This is a genomic window from Thermomonospora echinospora (assembly GCF_900108175.1).
GTDB lineage: Bacteria > Actinomycetota > Actinomycetes > Streptosporangiales > Streptosporangiaceae > Thermomonospora > Thermomonospora echinospora.
This window is the reverse complement of the sequence record NZ_FNVO01000003.1, coordinates 402,180-418,921: the sequence shown is the minus strand read 5'-3', so window position 1 is coordinate 418,921 and position 16,742 is coordinate 402,180. Positions and strand designations below refer to the sequence as shown.

General features: G+C 72.7%; 12 protein-coding genes and 1 tRNA gene. 11 read left to right on the top strand and 2 right to left on the bottom strand.

From position 1 onward, the window contains the following. Window positions 1-9 precede the first annotated feature (9 nt). From cbbX to C4U03_RS09330, 3 genes are all read left to right on the top strand, one after another. Window positions 10-978 carry a CbbX protein gene (gene cbbX / locus C4U03_RS09340; RefSeq protein WP_103937275.1) on the top strand — a complete coding sequence of 323 codons (969 nt, stop codon included), beginning with the start codon at window positions 10-12 and terminating at the stop codon, window positions 976-978. Window positions 979-1,138: 160 nt separating this feature from the next. Then, a complete protein-coding gene (locus tag C4U03_RS09335) occupies window positions 1,139-2,182 on the top strand; it encodes a glycosyltransferase family 4 protein (protein ID WP_200827157.1) in 1,044 nt (347 codons plus the stop codon). A gap of 177 nt (window positions 2,183-2,359) precedes the next feature. After that, window positions 2,360-4,360 (top strand): amylo-alpha-1,6-glucosidase, encoded by a 2,001-nt coding sequence (locus C4U03_RS09330; RefSeq protein ID WP_103937274.1) that lies wholly within the window; start codon window positions 2,360-2,362, stop codon window positions 4,358-4,360. Here the strand turns inward: C4U03_RS09330 and fxsT are convergent. Beyond that, window positions 4,338-6,665: an FxSxx-COOH system tetratricopeptide repeat protein gene (gene fxsT / locus C4U03_RS09325; protein ID WP_103937273.1), complete on the bottom strand. Its 2,328-nt coding sequence runs from the start codon at window positions 6,663-6,665 to the stop codon at window positions 4,338-4,340. The two genes, C4U03_RS09330 and fxsT, sit on opposite strands and share 23 nt — an antisense overlap. Window positions 6,666-6,811: 146 nt before the next feature. Here fxsT and C4U03_RS09320 point away from each other — a divergent pair, with 146 nt between their 5' ends. The 6 genes from C4U03_RS09320 (at window position 6,812) to C4U03_RS09295 (ending at window position 13,540) form a co-directional block, all read left to right on the top strand. Next, window positions 6,812-7,726, top strand: coding sequence for a proteasome assembly chaperone family protein (locus C4U03_RS09320; RefSeq protein WP_200827176.1), 915 nt, complete (start codon window positions 6,812-6,814; stop codon window positions 7,724-7,726). A gap of 764 nt (window positions 7,727-8,490) precedes the next feature. Continuing rightward, window positions 8,491-9,723, top strand: coding sequence for an MFS transporter (locus C4U03_RS09315; RefSeq protein WP_103937271.1), 1,233 nt, complete (start codon window positions 8,491-8,493; stop codon window positions 9,721-9,723). Window positions 9,724-9,762: 39 nt separating this feature from the next. Next, on the top strand, window positions 9,763-10,734 hold the full coding sequence (gene sbnA, locus C4U03_RS09310) for a 2,3-diaminopropionate biosynthesis protein SbnA (RefSeq protein WP_103937270.1): 972 nt from the start codon (window positions 9,763-9,765) through the stop codon (window positions 10,732-10,734). A 15-nt stretch (window positions 10,735-10,749) separates the two neighbouring features. Further along, window positions 10,750-11,685, top strand: a complete 936-nt coding sequence (locus C4U03_RS09305) for a class I SAM-dependent methyltransferase (protein WP_103937269.1) — start codon at window positions 10,750-10,752, stop codon at window positions 11,683-11,685. 37 nt (window positions 11,686-11,722) lie between these two features. Beyond that, window positions 11,723-12,538 (top strand): class I SAM-dependent methyltransferase, encoded by an 816-nt coding sequence (locus C4U03_RS09300; protein WP_103937268.1) that lies wholly within the window; start codon window positions 11,723-11,725, stop codon window positions 12,536-12,538. 51 nt (window positions 12,539-12,589) lie between these two features. Beyond that, entirely contained in the window at window positions 12,590-13,540 is a 951-nt protein-coding gene (locus tag C4U03_RS09295) for an ornithine carbamoyltransferase (protein ID WP_200827156.1), read from the top strand. A 302-nt stretch (window positions 13,541-13,842) separates the two neighbouring features. On the opposite strand, the gene C4U03_RS09285 is transcribed toward C4U03_RS09295, so the two are convergent. Beyond that, window positions 13,843-13,918, bottom strand: a tRNA-Val gene (locus tag C4U03_RS09285). Window positions 13,919-14,321: 403 nt separating this feature from the next. Between C4U03_RS09285 and C4U03_RS09280 the strand changes: the two genes are divergently transcribed. Both C4U03_RS09280 and C4U03_RS09275 read left to right on the top strand, forming a co-directional pair. After that, window positions 14,322-15,686, top strand: coding sequence for a cytochrome ubiquinol oxidase subunit I (locus tag C4U03_RS09280; RefSeq protein ID WP_103937267.1), 1,365 nt, complete (start codon window positions 14,322-14,324; stop codon window positions 15,684-15,686). A gap of 2 nt (window positions 15,687-15,688) precedes the next feature. Next, a complete protein-coding gene (locus tag C4U03_RS09275; protein WP_103937266.1) occupies window positions 15,689-16,729 on the top strand; it encodes a cytochrome d ubiquinol oxidase subunit II in 1,041 nt (346 codons plus the stop codon). Window positions 16,730-16,742 lie beyond the last annotated feature (13 nt).

Sequence of the window (16,742 nt, the reverse complement as noted above, 5' to 3'; positions counted from 1 at the left end):
GGGTGAATCATGACCGAACGGATGGGGTTCGGGATGCGTTCCGGGGTGAACGGGTCGGCGGAGGCCGAGGCGCCCGCCGACCCGCCGCTGCCGGCGGACGCGCGGATCGACCTGGCCCGGGAACGGGCCGACTCGCAGGTGGACGAGGTGCTGGACGCCCTCGACACCGAACTGGTCGGGCTCGTCCCGGTCAAGACGCGCATCCGGGAGATCGCCGCGCTGCTGCTGGTGGACCGGGCGCGGGCCCGCTTCGGCATCGACTCCGGGCGGCCCAACCTGCACATGTGCTTCACCGGCAGTCCCGGCACCGGCAAGACCACCGTCGCGGTGCGGCTGGCCGAGCTGCTGCACCGGCTCGGCTACATCCGCAAGGGGCATCTGGTGTCGGTGACCCGCGACGACCTGGTCGGGCAGTACGTCGGGCACACCGCGCCCAAGACCAAGGAGGTCCTCAAACGGGCGATGGGCGGGGTGCTGTTCATCGACGAGGCGTACTACCTGTACCGGGCCGAGAACGAGCGCGACTACGGACAGGAGGCCATCGAGATCCTGCTGCAGGTCATGGAGAACCAGCGCGACGACCTGGTGGTGGTGCTGGCCGGCTACAAGGACAGGATGGACTCCTTCTTCTCCTCCAACCCGGGGATGAGCTCGCGGATCGCCCATCACATCGACTTCCCCGACTACACCGGGGAGGAGCTGGAGGCCATCGGGCGCCTGATGCTGGCGCGCGAGGGGTACGCGCTGGCGCCCGAGACCGAGCCCGTCTTCCACGACTACCTGGAACGGCGCCGCGCCCGCCCCAGGTTCGCCAACGCGCGTTCGGTGCGCAACGCCATCGAACGGGCCCGGCTGCGGCACGCCAACCGGCTGATCGCCGAGGGCGGCCGGGTCGGCCGGGCGGAACTCACCATTTTGCAGCCCGACGATTTCCTGGCCAGCCGCGTATTCACCGAGAAGGCGGCACCGCCCGGATGAGAGCGGGGTTTCACCGCCGTTCGCCGATTGTTACCTTTGACGGTGCGGCGAGCCGTCCCCGGACGGCCGAGGGCGTTGTGCACCGCCGGGCAAGGCCGATACGGCCGATGCGGCGGGGTTCCGGTGCGCCCGGCCGGGCGGGCGACGGAAGGACGGGCCTATGCGGATCGCGATGGTGGCGCCGCCGTGGTACGAAATCCCGCCCCCCGGATACGGCGGCACCGAGGCCGTCGTGGCCAAGCTGATCGACGGGCTGCACGCGCGCGGGCACGAGGTGATGCTGGTGGCCGCCGGGCGCAACGGCACGGCGGCCGAATTCGGCCAGACCTACCCCGAGCCGCAGCATCCCCGCTTCGGCCAGGTGGAGGTCGAGGTCGCGCACGCGGTCGCCGCCGCCGAGTACATCGAGGAGTTCGGCCCCGACGTGGTGCACGACCACACGCTGGTCGGGCCGCTGACCGCGCCGGCCCGGCGGGCGCCCACGATCGTCACCGCCCATCTGGCGCCGCTCGGCGAGGCGGCCCGCTGCTACCGGTTCATCGGCCGCACGGCCGGGCTGATGTCGGTCTCGCGCGCCCAGCAGCGGGTCGCCTCCGGCATCCGGTGGGCCGGGGTGGCGCACAACGCGGTCGATCCGGCGCTGTTCCCCTACCGCGACGTTAAAGACGGTTACGTGGTCTTCCTCGGCCGAATGTGCGCCGACAAGGGGGTGCACGTGGCCATAACGGCGGCCCGCGCGGCCGGATATCCCATCAAAATGGCGGGACGCTGCACCCGCCCGGAGGAAACCGAGTACTTCGAACGGCGGATCAGGCCGCTGCTGGGTCCGGACGCGGAATATCTCGGAGAACTCGACACCCGCAGCAAATACGCACTGCTGGCCGGGGCGCGCTGCCTGCTGTTCCCGATCCAGTGGGAGGAGCCGTTCGGGGTCGTGCTGATCGAGGCGATGGCGTGCGGCACCCCGGTCGTGGCGCTGCGCCGGGCGGCGGTGCCGGAGGTGGTCGAGCCCGGCGTCACCGGCCTGGTCTGCGACACCGAGGCCGAACTGCCGGACGCCATCCGGGCCGTCGAGCGCATCGACCCCTGGGAGTGCCGGCGGCGGGTCGGCGAGCGCTTCGACGTCGCCACCATGACCGGCGCCTACGAGAACGCCTACCGCAGGCTGGCCCGCGCCTACGACACCGCCGGTCGCCGCCTGTGACCACCGGCCGTTCCCGAGGTCCGGTAGTCCGGTAATCGCGGACCGGCCCCGGCGTGCACCCGCAACCGCTAGCGTCACTCGCGACAACGCACGCCGGCTCCCCGGTGCCGGTGCCGTCAACGGGGTGCGCGCCCACGAGCGTGGGCGGCCCCCGTTCGTCTTGATCAGGGAGCGGGCATGGAGGAACGCGCCGCGGCCGAGCGCCTGGTGGGGCAGGCCATCGTCAGCGTGTCCGCGCCCGCCTTCGTCGTCTCGCCCCGCGACGGGCGGCTGGACGGGACGCCCCCCTACGGCTTCTTCCACGCCGACCGCCGGATCCTCAGCAGGCTGGTGGTGCTGGTGGACGGCGCGGACCTGGGGCCCGCCCGGACGGGGGAGCGGCACGGCGTCACGGCCGCCCGGTTCCGGGGCCGTCCTGCCGCCGCCCCCGACCTGACCGTCGAGCGGGTCCGGCGGGCCGACGAGCTGACCGAGGAGATCATCGTCCGCAACGCGGGCACCGCGCACCGGCGCGTCCCGATCGCCCTGGAACTCGGCTGCGACCTGCTGGACGTCGCCCGGGTCCGCGCGGGCGCCCCCAGCGCCGCCGGCCTTCCCGCGACGCCGCGGGACGGGCGGGTGACCTGGCGGGGCGGTGAGGCCACGGTGACCGCGGCCTTCGACCCGTCCCCCGACGCGGGAACGCTGCGTTGGACCGCCGACCTGCCGCCCGGCGGCACCTGGGCGCTGCGCGTGGCCCTGTCGGTGGAGCACGCGACCCCGCCGCCGGTCACGCGGCCCGCCGACCGCACCCCCTGGACCCGGCCCAAGCTCGCCGGCGGCGACCCGCGCCTGGACGACTTCCTGCGGCACGGCCTCGACCAACTCGCCGCCCTCGCCCTGGCCCCCGCCGGGCATCCCGGCGACACCTTCGTCGGCGCCGGAAGCCCCTGGTACTTGACCCTGTTCGGCCGCGACAGCATCTGGGCGGCGCGGATGCTGCTGCCGCTGGGCACCGGGCCGGCCGCCGCGACGCTGCGCACGCTGGCCCGGCGGCAGGGCGTCCGGCACGACCCCGCCACCGAGGAGGAGCCCGGCAAGATCCTGCACGAGCTGCGGCACGCCGAGGCCGACCACGGCAACGGCCTGGTGCTGCCGCCGGTGTACTACGGCGCGGTCGACACCACCCCGCTGTTCGTCTGCCTGGCCGTGGACGCCTGGCGCTGGGGGCTGCCGATCGGCGAGCTGCCGATGCCGGCGGTGCGCCGCGCGCTGGCCTGGATCCGGCGGCACACCGGCTTCGTGCGGTACGCCCGGCGGCACGGCGGCGGCCTGGTCAACCAGGGCTGGAAGGACTCGCCCGAGGCCGTCCGGTTCACCGACGGCGCCCTGGCCAGGGCGCCGATCGCGCTGGCGGAGGTGCAGGCGTACGCCTACGAGGCCGCCGTCGGAGGCGCGGCGCTGCTGCGCGCCTGCGGGGAGGCGGACGAGGCCGCCGAGCTGGCGGAGTGGGCCGCCGGGCTGCGCCGCCGCTTCCAGGAGCGCTTCTGGCTGGACGGCGGCTACGTCGCCATCGCCCTGGACGCCGACCTGCGCCCGGTGGACGCCGTCGCCTCCAACATGGGCCACGTCCTGGGCACCGGTCTGCTGGAACGTGCCCAGGAGCGGCAGGTGGCCGGGCGGCTGGCCGCACCCGACATGCGCTCCGGCTGGGGGCTGCGCACCCTCAGCGCCCGGACCGCCGGTTTCGACCCGCTCGGCTACCACCTCGGCGCGGTGTGGCCGCACGACACCGCCATCGCGCTGTGGGGGCTGGCGCGCAGCGGCAACGACGAGGCCGCCGCCGCGCTGCTGGACGACCTGCTGGCCGCCGCCGACCACTTCGGCTACGAGCTGCCCGAGCTGTGGAGCGGGGCGGCCCGCGGGCCTGGCCGCGGCCCGGAGCCCTACCCGGCCGCCTGCCGTCCCCAGGCGTGGGCGGCCGCCGCCTCGGTGCTGGCCCTGCGCGCCCTGCTGGGGCTGGAACCCGACGTCCCGGGCGGCACCGTCACGGTCCACCCGCTGCCCGGCGGCGCGTCCGGCGGGCTGGAGGCCGACGGCCTGGTCGTCGCCGGGCGCCGGGTCCGGATCAGGACCGGGCGCGGCGGCCCGGAGGTGACCGGACTACCGCCGGGCCTCACCGTGCGGGCGGCGGGCTGACCGCCTCCCAGTCGACGCCGCGCACCGTCGAGCGGTGCACGCTCATCGCGTTCTCCACCCACCGGGCCGCCTCGTCCCGCTCGCCGCGCTCGGCCAGCAGCGGCGCCAGGCACTCCCACGCCTCGGCCAGCGACGGATGGTACGGACCGTAGTTGTCCTCGAAGATCCGCACCGCCCGCCGCAGCGTCTCGACCGCGCCCCGCCCGTCGCCCAACAGCCGCTGCACCGGCCCGAGCTGCACCAGCGACTCGGCCACGTACGGATGGTCCTCGCCGCGGGTGCGCACGTAGATGTCACGGGCCCGCAGCAGGACCTCCTCGGCCTCCTCCAACCGGCCCAGGTCGCGCAGCGCCGTCCCCAGCTTCACCAGGCACAGCGCCAGGTCGGGATGGCCCGGCGCGAGCTTGAGCTCACGCTGCCGGCGGGCCCGCACCAGCAGCTCCACCGCCTCCTCGGTGAACCCCAGCAGCCGCCGCACGTCGCCCAGGTGGATCTCCACCTCGATCGTGTCGAGATGGTCCGGGCCGAGGGTCGAGCGCAGGATCCGCACCCCGCGTTCCAGGAACTCCTCGGCCAGGTCGAAGCGGCGCAGGTCCCGGTACAGCAGCCCGATGTGCTTGCAGGTGGACGCCAGCCGGTGCGGCCCGCCCACCCGCTCGCGGATCCGCAGGGCCCGGTGGTGGGCGTCCAGCGCCTCGCTCAGCCGGCCGCCGCGCCACAGCACGATCCCCAGGTAGGTGGCGTGGTCGGCGACCCGGGGATGGTCGGGGCCGAAGGCGTCCTCGGCGATCTGCAGCGCCCGGTCGCTGCGCTGGCGGGCCTCCTCCAGCCGGTTGCGCTCGCGCAGCACCCGCCCCAGGTCGCACATGATGTCGGCGACCTTGGCGTCGCTCGGCCCGCAGCGGCGCTCCCGGATGTCCAGGGCGCGCCGGCAGACCCGCTCGGCCGCGGTCAGGTCGGCCAGGTTCAGGTAGACGCCGGTCAGCGCGGCCAGCGTGTCGGCCACCGCCAGCTCGTCCGGCTCGGCCAGGGTCTCCCGCAGCGTCAGCGCCCGCTCCAGCAGCCGGCGCGCCGTCTCGTAGTCGGAACGGGCGTTCAGGTAGCGGCCGGTGTGGTGCAGCAGCGCGGCGATCGGCCCTGGCGCCACCCCGTACGCCCCGGCGATGTCGCAGGCCGCCAGCACCAGCGGGGTGATGCGGTAGGCGAGCCAGGCGCCGGAGTCGCCGACGTCCTCCGGCAGCGCCCGGTCCAGCAGCCGCAGCGCCGTCTCCGCCCAGGCCCGGCGCTCGGCGGGGGTCAGGCCCGCCCGCACCGTCAGCTGCACCAGCGAGTGCACGACCAGCTCGTCCGGCTGTGCCGTCAGCAGCGAGTACGTCGACAGCGCCGCCACCGTCCGGTCGTAGTCGGCGGCCGTGCCGATCGCCGCCGCGAGCCGCTGCGGCAGCACGTCCACCCGGTCGGCCGGCAGCGCCCGCGGCACCCGCCCGGTGCCGCAGAACGACAGCAGGATCAGCAGGTCGCGGGCACCCGGTCGGATCCGGTCGGCCTCCTCGATGGACATGTGCCAGGTGGTCATCACCGTCTGCCCGTAACCGGCGGGACGGCGCGCCCGCACCACCTTCTCGCGGTACAGGTGGAAGCGTTCGCGGTACTCGGCCAGGGTCAGCGACCCGGCCCGCACGTAGGCCGCTGCCTGCGCCAGCGCCAGCGGCAGGTCCCCCAGATCGCCGGCCAGCGCGTCGGCGGTGCCGTCGCCGGCCGACAGCCGCTCCAGGAATGCCACCGACTCGGCCCGCGACCACCGCTCCACCGGCAGGGCCTGCTCGGCCAGGAACGGCCACGCCGCGTTCCGTGAGGTCACCAGTACGTGCCCGGCGCCCGGCGGCCAGTACCGCTCCAGGGCGTCCTCGCCGCCGGCCCCGTCGAAGACCAGCAGCCAGCGGGGGCGCTCGCGCAGCATCTCCCACAGCAGCCCGATCCGCTCGCCGGTGTGCAGGGCCGCCGGCACGTCCAGGCTGTCGGCCAGATGCGACAGTCCCATCTCGATGCCGGTCGTCCGCTGCGCGTCGATCCACCAGACGACGTCGTAGCCGGAACCGTAGCGGTAGCCGTACTCCAGGGCGAGCTGGGTCTTGCCCACCCCGCCCGTCCCGTACAGCGCGCACGCCCGCGTCCCGGCCGGGCCGGGGCGGGCGAACAGCTCCCGCAGCCGCCGCAGCAGCTCGTCGCGGCCGGTGAAGGCCGGATTGCGCCGCGGCAGGTTGCAGATGCGCGGACTCGGCGGGACCTCGGGGTCATCGTGCATGCGTCGCCTCCCGCCCCATTGCACCCCCGTCCCGGGGGCGCGGCAAGGGCATGCGGCGATTCCGGCAAGTAGCGGTCAAGGGCGGGGATGAATCTCGTGATGTCCTATGTTGGGGATCAGTAATGCCGGACGAGGTGGGGGAGACGGTGCGCAACCCTGAGGACCTGTACGAGCTTTCCGGGGACGTTCCGGAGATGACCGGGCCCGTCCTGCTCTACAGCCTGGACGGCTTCGTGGACGCCGGGTCGGTCGGCCAGCTCGTGCGCGAGCACCTCCTGGACTCCCTGGAGCACCGGGTGATCGCCCGGTTCGACGTCGACGCCCTGATCGACTACCGGGCGCGCCGTCCGCCGATGACCTTCGACCGCGACCACTGGTCGGACTACGAGGCCCCCGAGCTGGTCGTCCACCTGGTCCACGACGAGGCCGGCAGTCCCTTCCTGTTCCTCACCGGCCCCGAGCCCGACCGGCTGTGGGATGGCTTCACCGCCGCCGTCCGCTCCCTGGTGGAACGGCTCGGCGTCGGCCTGGCGGTCACCTTCCACGGCATCCCGATGGGCGTGCCGCACACCCGTCCCGTGGGCCTGACCGCGCACGCCACCCGTCCCGAGTTGGTCAACCGCACGTCCTTCTTCGACCGCGTCCAGGTGCCCGGCAGCGCCGCCGCACTGCTGGAGTTCCGGCTGGGCGAGGCCGGTCACGACGCCATCGGCTACGCCGTGCACGTCCCGCACTACCTGGCCCAGTCCACCTACCCCACCGCCGCCGTGGCCGCCCTGGACGCCGTCATCGGCTGCACCGGCCTGGTGCTGCCCTCGGACGCCCTGCGCGAGGCGGCCGTCCGCACCGAGGCCGAGATCGCCGAGCAGGTCAACGGCAACGACGAGGTCGAGAAGGTGGTGCGCGCCCTGGAACAGCAGTACGACGCCTTCGCCGGCGCTACCGAACGCGAGAGCCTGCTGGCCGAGGACAAGGACATGCCCACCGCCGACGAACTCGGCGCCGAGTTCGAGCGCTTCCTCGCCGAACGCCGCGCCGACGGCCCCGACCCCCAGCTCTAGCGGAGACCGCGACACCGATCGGCGGGCCGGTCCGTCCGGCGGTCGGGCCGACCCTCGACCCGCGCTTGTCGTGGTCGGGCCGATTCGGGCCTGTCGGCACGGCCGGCCCCACGAACCCGATCGGCCCGGCGGCGACCGCCGCGCCGGTGAGGACGATGGCGGACGCGGCCGCCGGCAGCCGCACACGGCCGAACGACCACGCCGAGGGAGGCGCCGGAGGTCACGCCCATGATGCGGGGGTTGGAGCGGAATCGCACGGGCCGGATGGTTTGCCGTACCCGGCGGCGTGCCGCTTCGGTTGAGGCGGTTCAGATCCTCTGGATCGCCCGAGGCGGCGACGGAGCACCCGGAATGCGCCGGAAAGGGGCTGACCGGATAGGAGAGCGGCCCTGTCCGGTCCTGGAACCGCATCGCCCCGGGCTGTCGTCCCGACGCCAGTTCCCATCACAATTCGGTCCTGCGATCTGTACTGCGGCCTGCCGCCGAAACCCCGACCTGCTCGCTCCCAGAGCGCTGCGCAGCCTCTTCTTGGCGCATTTCGGTCATCCCTCGTAATCGGCCATCGACTCCGGATGGCGGGATCTTCGAAACGCCGATATCGACTCCGGTAAAGAACAGATAAAATATTCCATGATCGACATGCTTGGAGGGCTGGTCGGCCGCCCTTGGCCCAAGCTTGCCTACCTTTGTAGCCGGTTTTTCGGAGAAGTCCTCGGGTAGGGGCCGCGCGACCGTGTTCCGCCACCGGACAATGGGACGGCAGCATGAGATCGGACGATCCCGAAGACTCCCCTGTGGCCCTCGCCGACGACTCGCATGACGTCCGGCCACGGCGCGCGGTATGGCCCGCCATCGTCGCCGTCGCCCTCAGCGCGAGCGTGTTCACGGTGATGCAGGGCCTGACATATCCGTTGCTGGCCGTCCTGCTCGACAGGGGCGGGGTTTCCGAGGGGCTCAACGGCCTCAATGCGGCGATGATGCCGCTGGGAATGCTGCTGGCGGCCCCGGCGGCGTCTCCTTTGGTGCGGCGGCTAGGGGCCTATCGGGTCGCGGTGGTGAGCCTGGTCACGGTGGCCGGGTGCCTACTGGCGATAGGGGCGGTCCGCCATCCGTTGCCCTGGCTGCCATTGCGGCTGGCCATCGGTTTCTTTCTGGCCTGCATCTTCGTGACCACCGACACCTGGATCAACGAACTGGCGCCCGAACGCCTGCGCGGTCGGATCCTGGGCCTGTACTCGGCGTTGCTGTCGGTCGGCTTCGCGGTGGGCCCCGCGCTGCTGACCCTCGTCGGCACCCGCGGGTGGGCCCCCTTCCTGCTCGGGGCGTGCTGCCCGATCGCGGCCCTGCTGCCGCTCATGCTCACCCGCGGGTCGCTGCCGTCCAGAGGACGGCAGGAGGAGGGGATGCGGCTGCGCGCGTTCCTGCCGCTGGCGCCGCTGCTGCTGCTGTGCGTGGGCGCGGCGGCGTTCGCCGACCAGGGCGCCATGTCGCTGCTGCCGCTGTACGCGCTGCGCGAAGGGCTGTCGGAAGACGGCGCGAACCTGGCACTGGTCACCATGATCAGCGGCAGCATCGCCCTGATGTACCCGATCGGCTGGCTGGCCGACCGCATCTCCCGGCCCGTCATGCTGGCGGCCTGCGCCCTCCTCACCGCCGTGTGCGCGGCCCTGCTGCCGGTGGGAGTGCACTCGCCCGGGGCCTTCGGGGCGCTGGTCTTCGTGTGGGGCGGCGCCTACTACGCCATCTACACGCTGAGCCTGGTGATCCTCGGTGAGCGCTTCTACGGCCCGGCCCTGGTCGCCGGCAGCGCCGCGTTCGGGGCGCTGTGGGGCGTCGGAGGCATGATCGGGCCGCCCGTCATCGGCACCTCCATGCGGCTGCTGGGACCCGGCGGCTTCCCCCTGACCTTCACGCTGATCTTCCTGGCGGTCGCCGTCACGCTGGGCGCGGCGGCGGCGCGCTCGCGGCCCCGGCCCTCCTCCGACCATCTCTGCTGACCCCCGACCTCCAGCCCGGAAGGAGCGCAGGGCAACGCCATGCTGTTCGAGGCCCCCCACGACATCGTCCTGGACGACATCTTCCTCAAACTCGACGGCTTCGCGCACGGCACCGATCTGGCGCTGAAGCTGGAAGGGCTCAACCCGGCCGGTTCGGTCAAGCTGAAGACCGCGGTGGCCCTGATCGACGATGCCGAGGCCAGCGGCCGGCTGCTGTCCGGCGGCCGGGTCATCGAGTCCTCCTCCGGCAACCTGGGCGTCGCGCTGAGCATGCTGGCGGCGGCCCGCGGCTACCGGTTCACCTGCGTGACCGACCAGAACGCCCAGGCGGCCCACATCACCGCGATGCACCGTCTGGGCGCCGAGGTGGTGATCGTGACACGGCGCGACCGGCACCACGGCTACCTGGGCGAGCGGATCAGGTACATCCAGGAGCGTCTGCGCGAAGACCCCTCTTTGGTGTGGCCCAACCAGTACGCCAACCTCGCCAACCGGGACGTCCACCGCGACACCACCGCCGCGGCGATCCTGCGCGAGTTCGGCCGCGTCGACTTCCTGTTCGCGGGCGCGGGCACCACCGGGACACTGATGGGCTGCGCACAGCTCTTCCGGCGGCGGTCTCCCGGCACCCGGATCATCGCCGTCGACGCGGCCGGGTCGGTCACGTTCGGGGACACGCCGCGTTCACGCCATATCCCCGGGCTCGGCACCAGCCGCCGCCCCGAGATCGCGCGGCCCGAGGACATGGACGACGTGCTGTTCATCGAGGAGCCGGAGGCGGTCGAGACCTGCCGGGAGGTCGCCGTCCGGTACGGGCTGCTCGTCGGCGGCTCCACCGGTTCGGTCCTGGCGGGCGTGCGCCGCTACGCCGGCCGCTTCTCCCACGACGCGGTGGTGGTGGCGATCTCGCCCGACCTCGGCGACCGGTACCTCGACACCGTCTACTCCGACGCCTGGGTGGACGAGAAGTACGGGCTGGACGGCACCCGGCCGACACGGCCGGCCCTCTAGACAGGAGATGGACTGATGGCAGACACCCACACGACCCGGCCGGCGGCCGAGGACGAGGACTTCATCAAGGCCAAGTACGACTTCACCGCCGTCTACAACGATCCGTCACCGCGACCGCTGATGCGCGTCTACCGGGAGCTGAACTACTGCGTTCCCTACCACATCGAGCACTTCATCGCGGCGCTGGTCGATATGGCCGGCAAGGCCCGCGGCGCTCCGCGCGTCCGCGTGGTCGACGTCGGATGCTCCTACGGCATCAACGCCCTCCTGCTCAAACACCGCATGGGGTACCGCCGGCTCAGCGCCACCGTCCTGGACGGCGGACTGCCGGATGCCGACCTGCCCGGCATGCTCGCGGGCCGGGCCACCGGACAGCGCCCCGTGGACGTCATCGGGTTCGACGTCAGCCCGAACGCGATCGACTTTTGCCGCCGGACCGGTGTCCAGGACCGGTCGGTGCTGGCCGACCTGGAACGCCGGGACGTCCCCGCCGACGCCCGCGACGACGTCGCGGGCTGCGACGTCGTCCTGTCCAGCGGCGTCTACGGCTACATCTCCGAGCGCACGATGGGCCGCCTGGTCACAGCCTCCGACAACGACCGGGGCGTGCCGTGGGTGTGCAACTTCGCGCTCACCCCCATCGACTACACGCCCACCGCCGCCCTGCTGCGGGAATTCGGGCTGGTGACCGAGACCGCGCCCGTCCTGTTCCCGCACCGGCGGTTCAACTCGCCGGTCGAACGCGAGGCCACCCTGGCCTTCAACCGGAGAGCCGGCAGTGATTCGGCCGCCGAGAGGAAGACCGGCTACCTGTACACCCGCTGCTACATCTCCCGGCCCGCCGAATTCGCCCGGCGCCTTCCCCTGGAGCCGTTCTGGTCCCGGGAGATCCCCCGGCACCTGGCATCCCGTCTTCTCCCCGACCCCCTGCACCAGCAGTGGAGCACCTGACCCCGACCCACGACCGGTCCAAGAAAGGAACCCCCCAATGAAGATCGGCACCCCCTCGGACACCGTCATCGCGCAGAACAGGCGGGCCTGGAACGAGGTGGCCCCGCGCCACGCGGAACAGAACTTCGAAGACACCCGGCGTCACCTCGCCGCGGACCCCGGCCACTACATCGACCCGGTGTTCCGCGACCACCTGCGATCACTGGGCCTGGAGGGCAAGGTCCTCGCCCAGTTCAACTGCAACAACGGGCGGGAACTGCTGTCGGCGATCCAGCTCGGCGCCCGCAGCGGCCTCGGCTTCGACTTCTCCTCCGAGTTCGTCCGGCAGGCCCGCCGCCTCACGGCCGCCGCCCAGGTGGAGGCGGAGTTCGTGGAGACCGACATCTACCAGGTCCCCTCCCGGTACGACGCGACGGCCGACCTGCTGTTCCTGACCGCCGGGGCACTGTGCTGGATGCCCGACCTGCCCGGCTACTTCGACGCGGCCCGCCGGGTCGTCCGTCCCGGGGGGCAGGTGGTGCTCTACGAGACGCACCCCTTCCTGGAGATGTTCAAGCCCGACCGCGACAGGCGACGAGACGAGCCCCTCGACCTGCACTACCCGTACTTCATGGACGAGCCGGTGGCCTGGGACTCGGGGCTGGACTACTACTCGGGCGAGAAGTACGGCCGCGAGCAGGTCTACTGGTACCACTACACCCTGTCGGACATCTTCCAGGCGGTGATCGGCGCGGGGTTGCAGATCCGCCACTTCGCCGAGTTCGACCACGACAACTCCATCGGCTACCGGGAGGCCGAGCGGTTCCCCGTCCGCCCGCCGATGAGCTTCATCCTGAGCTGCGAGCGGCCCTGACCTGTCCGGCCCCGCCCTCGCGGGCGCGCCACGCAAGGAGTTGACGCATCCATGACCACGCTCGACCGGCCACTGCGCAGCGCGCCCGCGAGGCGCCCGGCACGGGGGCTGTTCTCGCTCGGTGACGTGGACGAGGCCACCGTGCGGCATCTGGTGGAACGCTCGGTCGCGCTGTACCGCAGACCTGACCTCCACGACGTCCCGCTGGCGGGCCGTTTCGTCGGCATCTTGTTCACCAGGACCTCGACGCGGACACGTACCGCATTCACCGTCGGCACGGCCCGCCTGGGCGGGACCCCGATCGCCTTCGGCCCGCAGGACCTGCAGACCAACACCGGGGAGTCCCTGGAGGACACCGGCAGGATCTTCGGAGCCATGCTGGACGCGCTCGTGGCGCGCACCGCCGGGCCCGTGCACGAACTGCGGGAGCTGTCCCGCGCGGGCTGCCTGCCGGTGCTGAACGCCATGGCCGCCGAGGAGCACCCCACCCAAGGCATCTGCGACCTCGCCACACTGCTCCTGCATCGGGGCGACCTCTCCGGCATACGGGTGCTCTATGTCGGCGAGGGCAACAACACCGCCACCGCGCTCGCCCAGGGGCTGGCCCACATCCCGGAGGTCTCGATCACCTTCTACACACCGCCCGGGTACGGGCTGCCGCCCGGCCTGGCATCGGGCGGGGCGATCACCGAGACCCACTCCGCCGAGGAACTCCCCGCCGAGGTCGACGTCGTCTACACCACCCGCTGGCAGACCACGGGCACGAGCAAGGCCGCCGCATCGTGGCGTGAGACGTTCCGGCCGTTCTATGTGGACGAGGCATTTCTGGACCGCTGGCCCAACGCCCTGTTCATGCACGACCTGCCCGCTCACCGCGGCGAGGAGGTCGCGGGCGCGGTGCTGGACGGTCCCCGTTCCATCGCCTGGTCCCAGGCCCGGATGAAACTGGCCAGCGCCATGGCGACGCTGGAGTGGGCGATCCCTCCGCACGGCGCACTCTGACGCGTCCTGGGATGCCCCGGCCGGGAGACGGCGGGCCCCACCGCCGCGTTCGGTGCCACCTTCCTGCCCGAGTCCGCCGTCCCCTGCCTGGGCCTGCTCCCGCTGGCCCTCGGGCTCAATGCTCATCCTCGTCGAGGGCGGCGCCTTCGGCCTGTGGACGCTCGCCCGGCGCCGCGGCGGCCCGTGCGGCGCGGCCCGTGCGGCGCGGCCCGTGCGGCGCGGCCCGTGCGGCGCGGACCGGGCTGGCCGGATGGTGGGGCCGGTCGGATGGTGGGGCCGGCCGGATGGTGGGGCCGGCCGGATGGTGGGGCTGGCCGGATTCGAACCGACGACCTACGAGGTGTAAGCTCGCCGCGCTGCCAACTGCGCCACAGCCCCTTGACTGCAAGACGATACAGCCTCAGGAGGCGGGGGCAGTACCCGGCGACGGAGAGGCGCCGCCGGCGGGCCGCCTCCGGGCCTTTCGTGCCGGAGATCGGGTACGAGGATGATCTCGGCTCCTCGGTGAAGAGCCGGTCGTGCCCCGCGTGCACCGCGGTATCGAGCAGACCCTGATCGGCTTGAGGGCGGAGCGCCCTTGGCCGCGACGCCCCTGGCGGAGGCCGTCACTGCGAGATTCCCCGAGATGACCGGCCTCGGCGCGTGCTCGCGTCCGGGATTCGCCAACGCCGTGCCAAGCCGGACCCCGGATACGACATGTCGGGCATGAGGGGGCGTGATCGCCGGGCCGCGTTCCCCAGGGGTGGGTATGCACAGCGGCGGAACGGCACCAGGGGGAGCCATGACGGCTGTGCATTGGGTGGCGGCGGACGGCACCGATCTGTGGGGGGCCCGGATGCAGATGGGGCTGTCGCTGGGGTGGCACATCATCATCGCGTGCCTGGGGGTGGCCATGCCGGCCGTCATGCTGATGGCCGAGTGGCGGGGGCACCGTACCGGAGACGTGGCCTACCGGCTGCTGACGCGGCGGTGGGCGAGGGCACTGGGGGTGCTGTTCGCGGTCGGGGCCGTGTCGGGGACGATCCTGTCGTTCGAGATGGGGCTGCTGTGGCCGGAACTGATGGGCAGGTACGGGCAGGTCTTCGGGCTGCCGTTCGCGCTGGAGGGCTTCGCGTTCTTCATCGAGGCGATCTTCCTGGGGATCTACCTGTACGCCTGGGACCGGATGGCGACGGTGCCGCACATCCTCAGCGGCGTCCCGATCGTGCTGGCCGGGGTGCTCAGCGCGTTCTTCATCGTGTCGGCGAACGCGTGGATGCAGCAGCCGGTCGGCTTCCGGGAGGCCGGCGGGCGGATCACCGAGGTCTCGCCGTGGCGGGCGATGTTCAACCCGGCCACGCCGCCGCAGACGGTGCACATGATCCTGGCGGCGTTCATGGTGGCGGGGTTCGCGATGGCGAGCGTGTACGCGGTGGCGATGCTGCGCGGCAGGCGGGACCGCTACCACAAGGCCGGTTTCCTGCTGCCGTTCACCGTGGCCGGGGTGGTCACGCCGTTCCAGATCGGGGTGGGCGACTGGGCGGCGCACTTCGTGGCCTCCAACCAGCCGGTGAAGCTGGCGGCGATGGAGGGGGTGTTTCAGACCGCACGGGGCGTCCCGCTGCACCTCGGCGGGATCGCGGTGGGCGATGAGCTGCGGTACTCGCTGGAGATCCCGTACGCGCTGTCGCTGCTGGCGCACTGGAATCCCAACGCCGAGATCGTGGGGCTGCTGACGGTGCCGCCCGCCGACCGCCCGCCGGTCAACATCGTGCACTGGGGGTTCCAGGTCATGGTGGCGATCGGGTTCGGGCTGCTGGCGCTGAGCGCCTGGGCGGCGCTGGCGTGGTGGCGGCGGCGTGCGCTGCCGCGCAGCCGATGGTTCCTGTGGGGGGCGGCGGCGGCCGGTCCGGCGGCGGTGCTGGCGGTGGAGGCCGGCTGGATCGTCACCGAGGTCGGGCGGCAGCCCTGGACCGTGTTCCGGACCCTGCGCACGAGTGGCGCGGTCAACCCGGCGCCCGGTCTGATCTGGGGCTTCGTCCTGCTGGCGGTGGTGTACGCGGTGCTGACCGTGGTGACCGTGTACGTGATGCGCCGGCTGACCCGCGACGTGCCGGTGCCGGTGGCCCCGCAGGAACACGACGTGTCGCAGACCCGGGTCGTCTGACCATGCTGGCGCAGCTCCTGCTGGCGGTGATGTGGGTGGGCCTGACCGCCTACGTGCTGCTGGCGGGCGCCGACTTCGGCGGCGGGGTGTGGGACCTGCTGGCGGGCCGGGCCACGGCCGGGCGGCCGCAGCGGGACCTGATCGAGCACTCGATCGGGCCGGTCTGGGAGGCCAACCACGTCTGGCTGATCTTCGTGCTGGTGATCATGTGGACGGGGATCCCGCCGGTGTTCGCAGCGATCTCCTCGACGCTGTACATCCCGCTGACGCTGGCCGCGCTGGGCATCATCGCCCGGGGCTCGGCGTTCGCGTTCCGTAAGGCGAGCACGAAGCTGTGGCAGCAGCGGCTGTTCGGGGCGGCGTTCGCGTTCTCGTCGGTGTTCACGCCGTTCTTCCTGGGCACGGTGACCGGGGCGATCGCCTCGGGGCGGGTGCCGCCGGGCCTGGCCCGGGGGAACCTGGTGACCAGCTGGCTGAACCCCACCTCGGTGATGACCGGGGTGCTGGCGGTGTGCACGGCCGCCTACCTGGCGGCGGTGTACCTGACCCATGACGCCAAGCGTGGCGATAAGCCGGATCTGGCGGAGGTGTTCCGCCACCGGGCGCTGGTCGCCGGGGCGGTGACGGGGGCGATGTCGGCGCTGGGGCTGGCCGTGTTGTGGCTCGACAGCCCCCGGCTGTTCACCGAGTTGACGTCCGGATGGGCGCTGCCGTTCGTGGCGCTGTCGGTCGTGGCGGGCGTGGCGTCGATCCTCCTGCTGTGGCGGCGCTCCTACGTGGCGGTACGGGTGACGGCGGCGCTGGCCGTGGCCGGTCTGCTGTGGGGCTGGGGCGTCGGCCAGTACCCGACGCTGCTGCCGGGCCTGACATTGCAGAACGCCGCCGCCAGGAACACCGTGCTGACCGCCACCCTGGGCGCGCTGGCGGTGGGGGCGTTGGTGCTGGTGCCGTCACTGTGGTGGCTGTTCACCCTCTTCCAGCGGCAGGAGAGGGGGCCCGCGGACGCGGCCCGGAAGGGGGCCGTGGGCGGTGAGGGCCACTGACGCGCCGGCGCCT

What these genes read in the sequence shown, in the direction of transcription:
- cbbX (WP_103937275.1), top strand. Translation starts at nt 10, where the DNA reads ATGACCGAACGGATGGGGTTCGGGATGCGTTCCGGGGTGAACGGGTCG.
- C4U03_RS09335 (WP_200827157.1), top strand. Translation starts at nt 1,139, where the DNA reads ATGCGGATCGCGATGGTGGCGCCGCCGTGGTACGAAATCCCGCCCCCC.
- C4U03_RS09330 (WP_103937274.1), top strand. Translation starts at nt 2,360, where the DNA reads ATGGAGGAACGCGCCGCGGCCGAGCGCCTGGTGGGGCAGGCCATCGTC.
- fxsT (WP_103937273.1), bottom strand. Translation starts at nt 6,665, where the DNA reads ATGCACGATGACCCCGAGGTCCCGCCGAGTCCGCGCATCTGCAACCTG.
- C4U03_RS09315 (WP_103937271.1), top strand. Translation starts at nt 8,491, where the DNA reads ATGAGATCGGACGATCCCGAAGACTCCCCTGTGGCCCTCGCCGACGAC.
- sbnA (WP_103937270.1), top strand. Translation starts at nt 9,763, where the DNA reads ATGCTGTTCGAGGCCCCCCACGACATCGTCCTGGACGACATCTTCCTC.
- C4U03_RS09305 (WP_103937269.1), top strand. Translation starts at nt 10,750, where the DNA reads ATGGCAGACACCCACACGACCCGGCCGGCGGCCGAGGACGAGGACTTC.
- C4U03_RS09300 (WP_103937268.1), top strand. Translation starts at nt 11,723, where the DNA reads ATGAAGATCGGCACCCCCTCGGACACCGTCATCGCGCAGAACAGGCGG.
- C4U03_RS09295 (WP_200827156.1), top strand. Translation starts at nt 12,590, where the DNA reads ATGACCACGCTCGACCGGCCACTGCGCAGCGCGCCCGCGAGGCGCCCG.
- C4U03_RS09280 (WP_103937267.1), top strand. Translation starts at nt 14,322, where the DNA reads ATGACGGCTGTGCATTGGGTGGCGGCGGACGGCACCGATCTGTGGGGG.
- C4U03_RS09275 (WP_103937266.1), top strand. Translation starts at nt 15,689, where the DNA reads ATGCTGGCGCAGCTCCTGCTGGCGGTGATGTGGGTGGGCCTGACCGCC.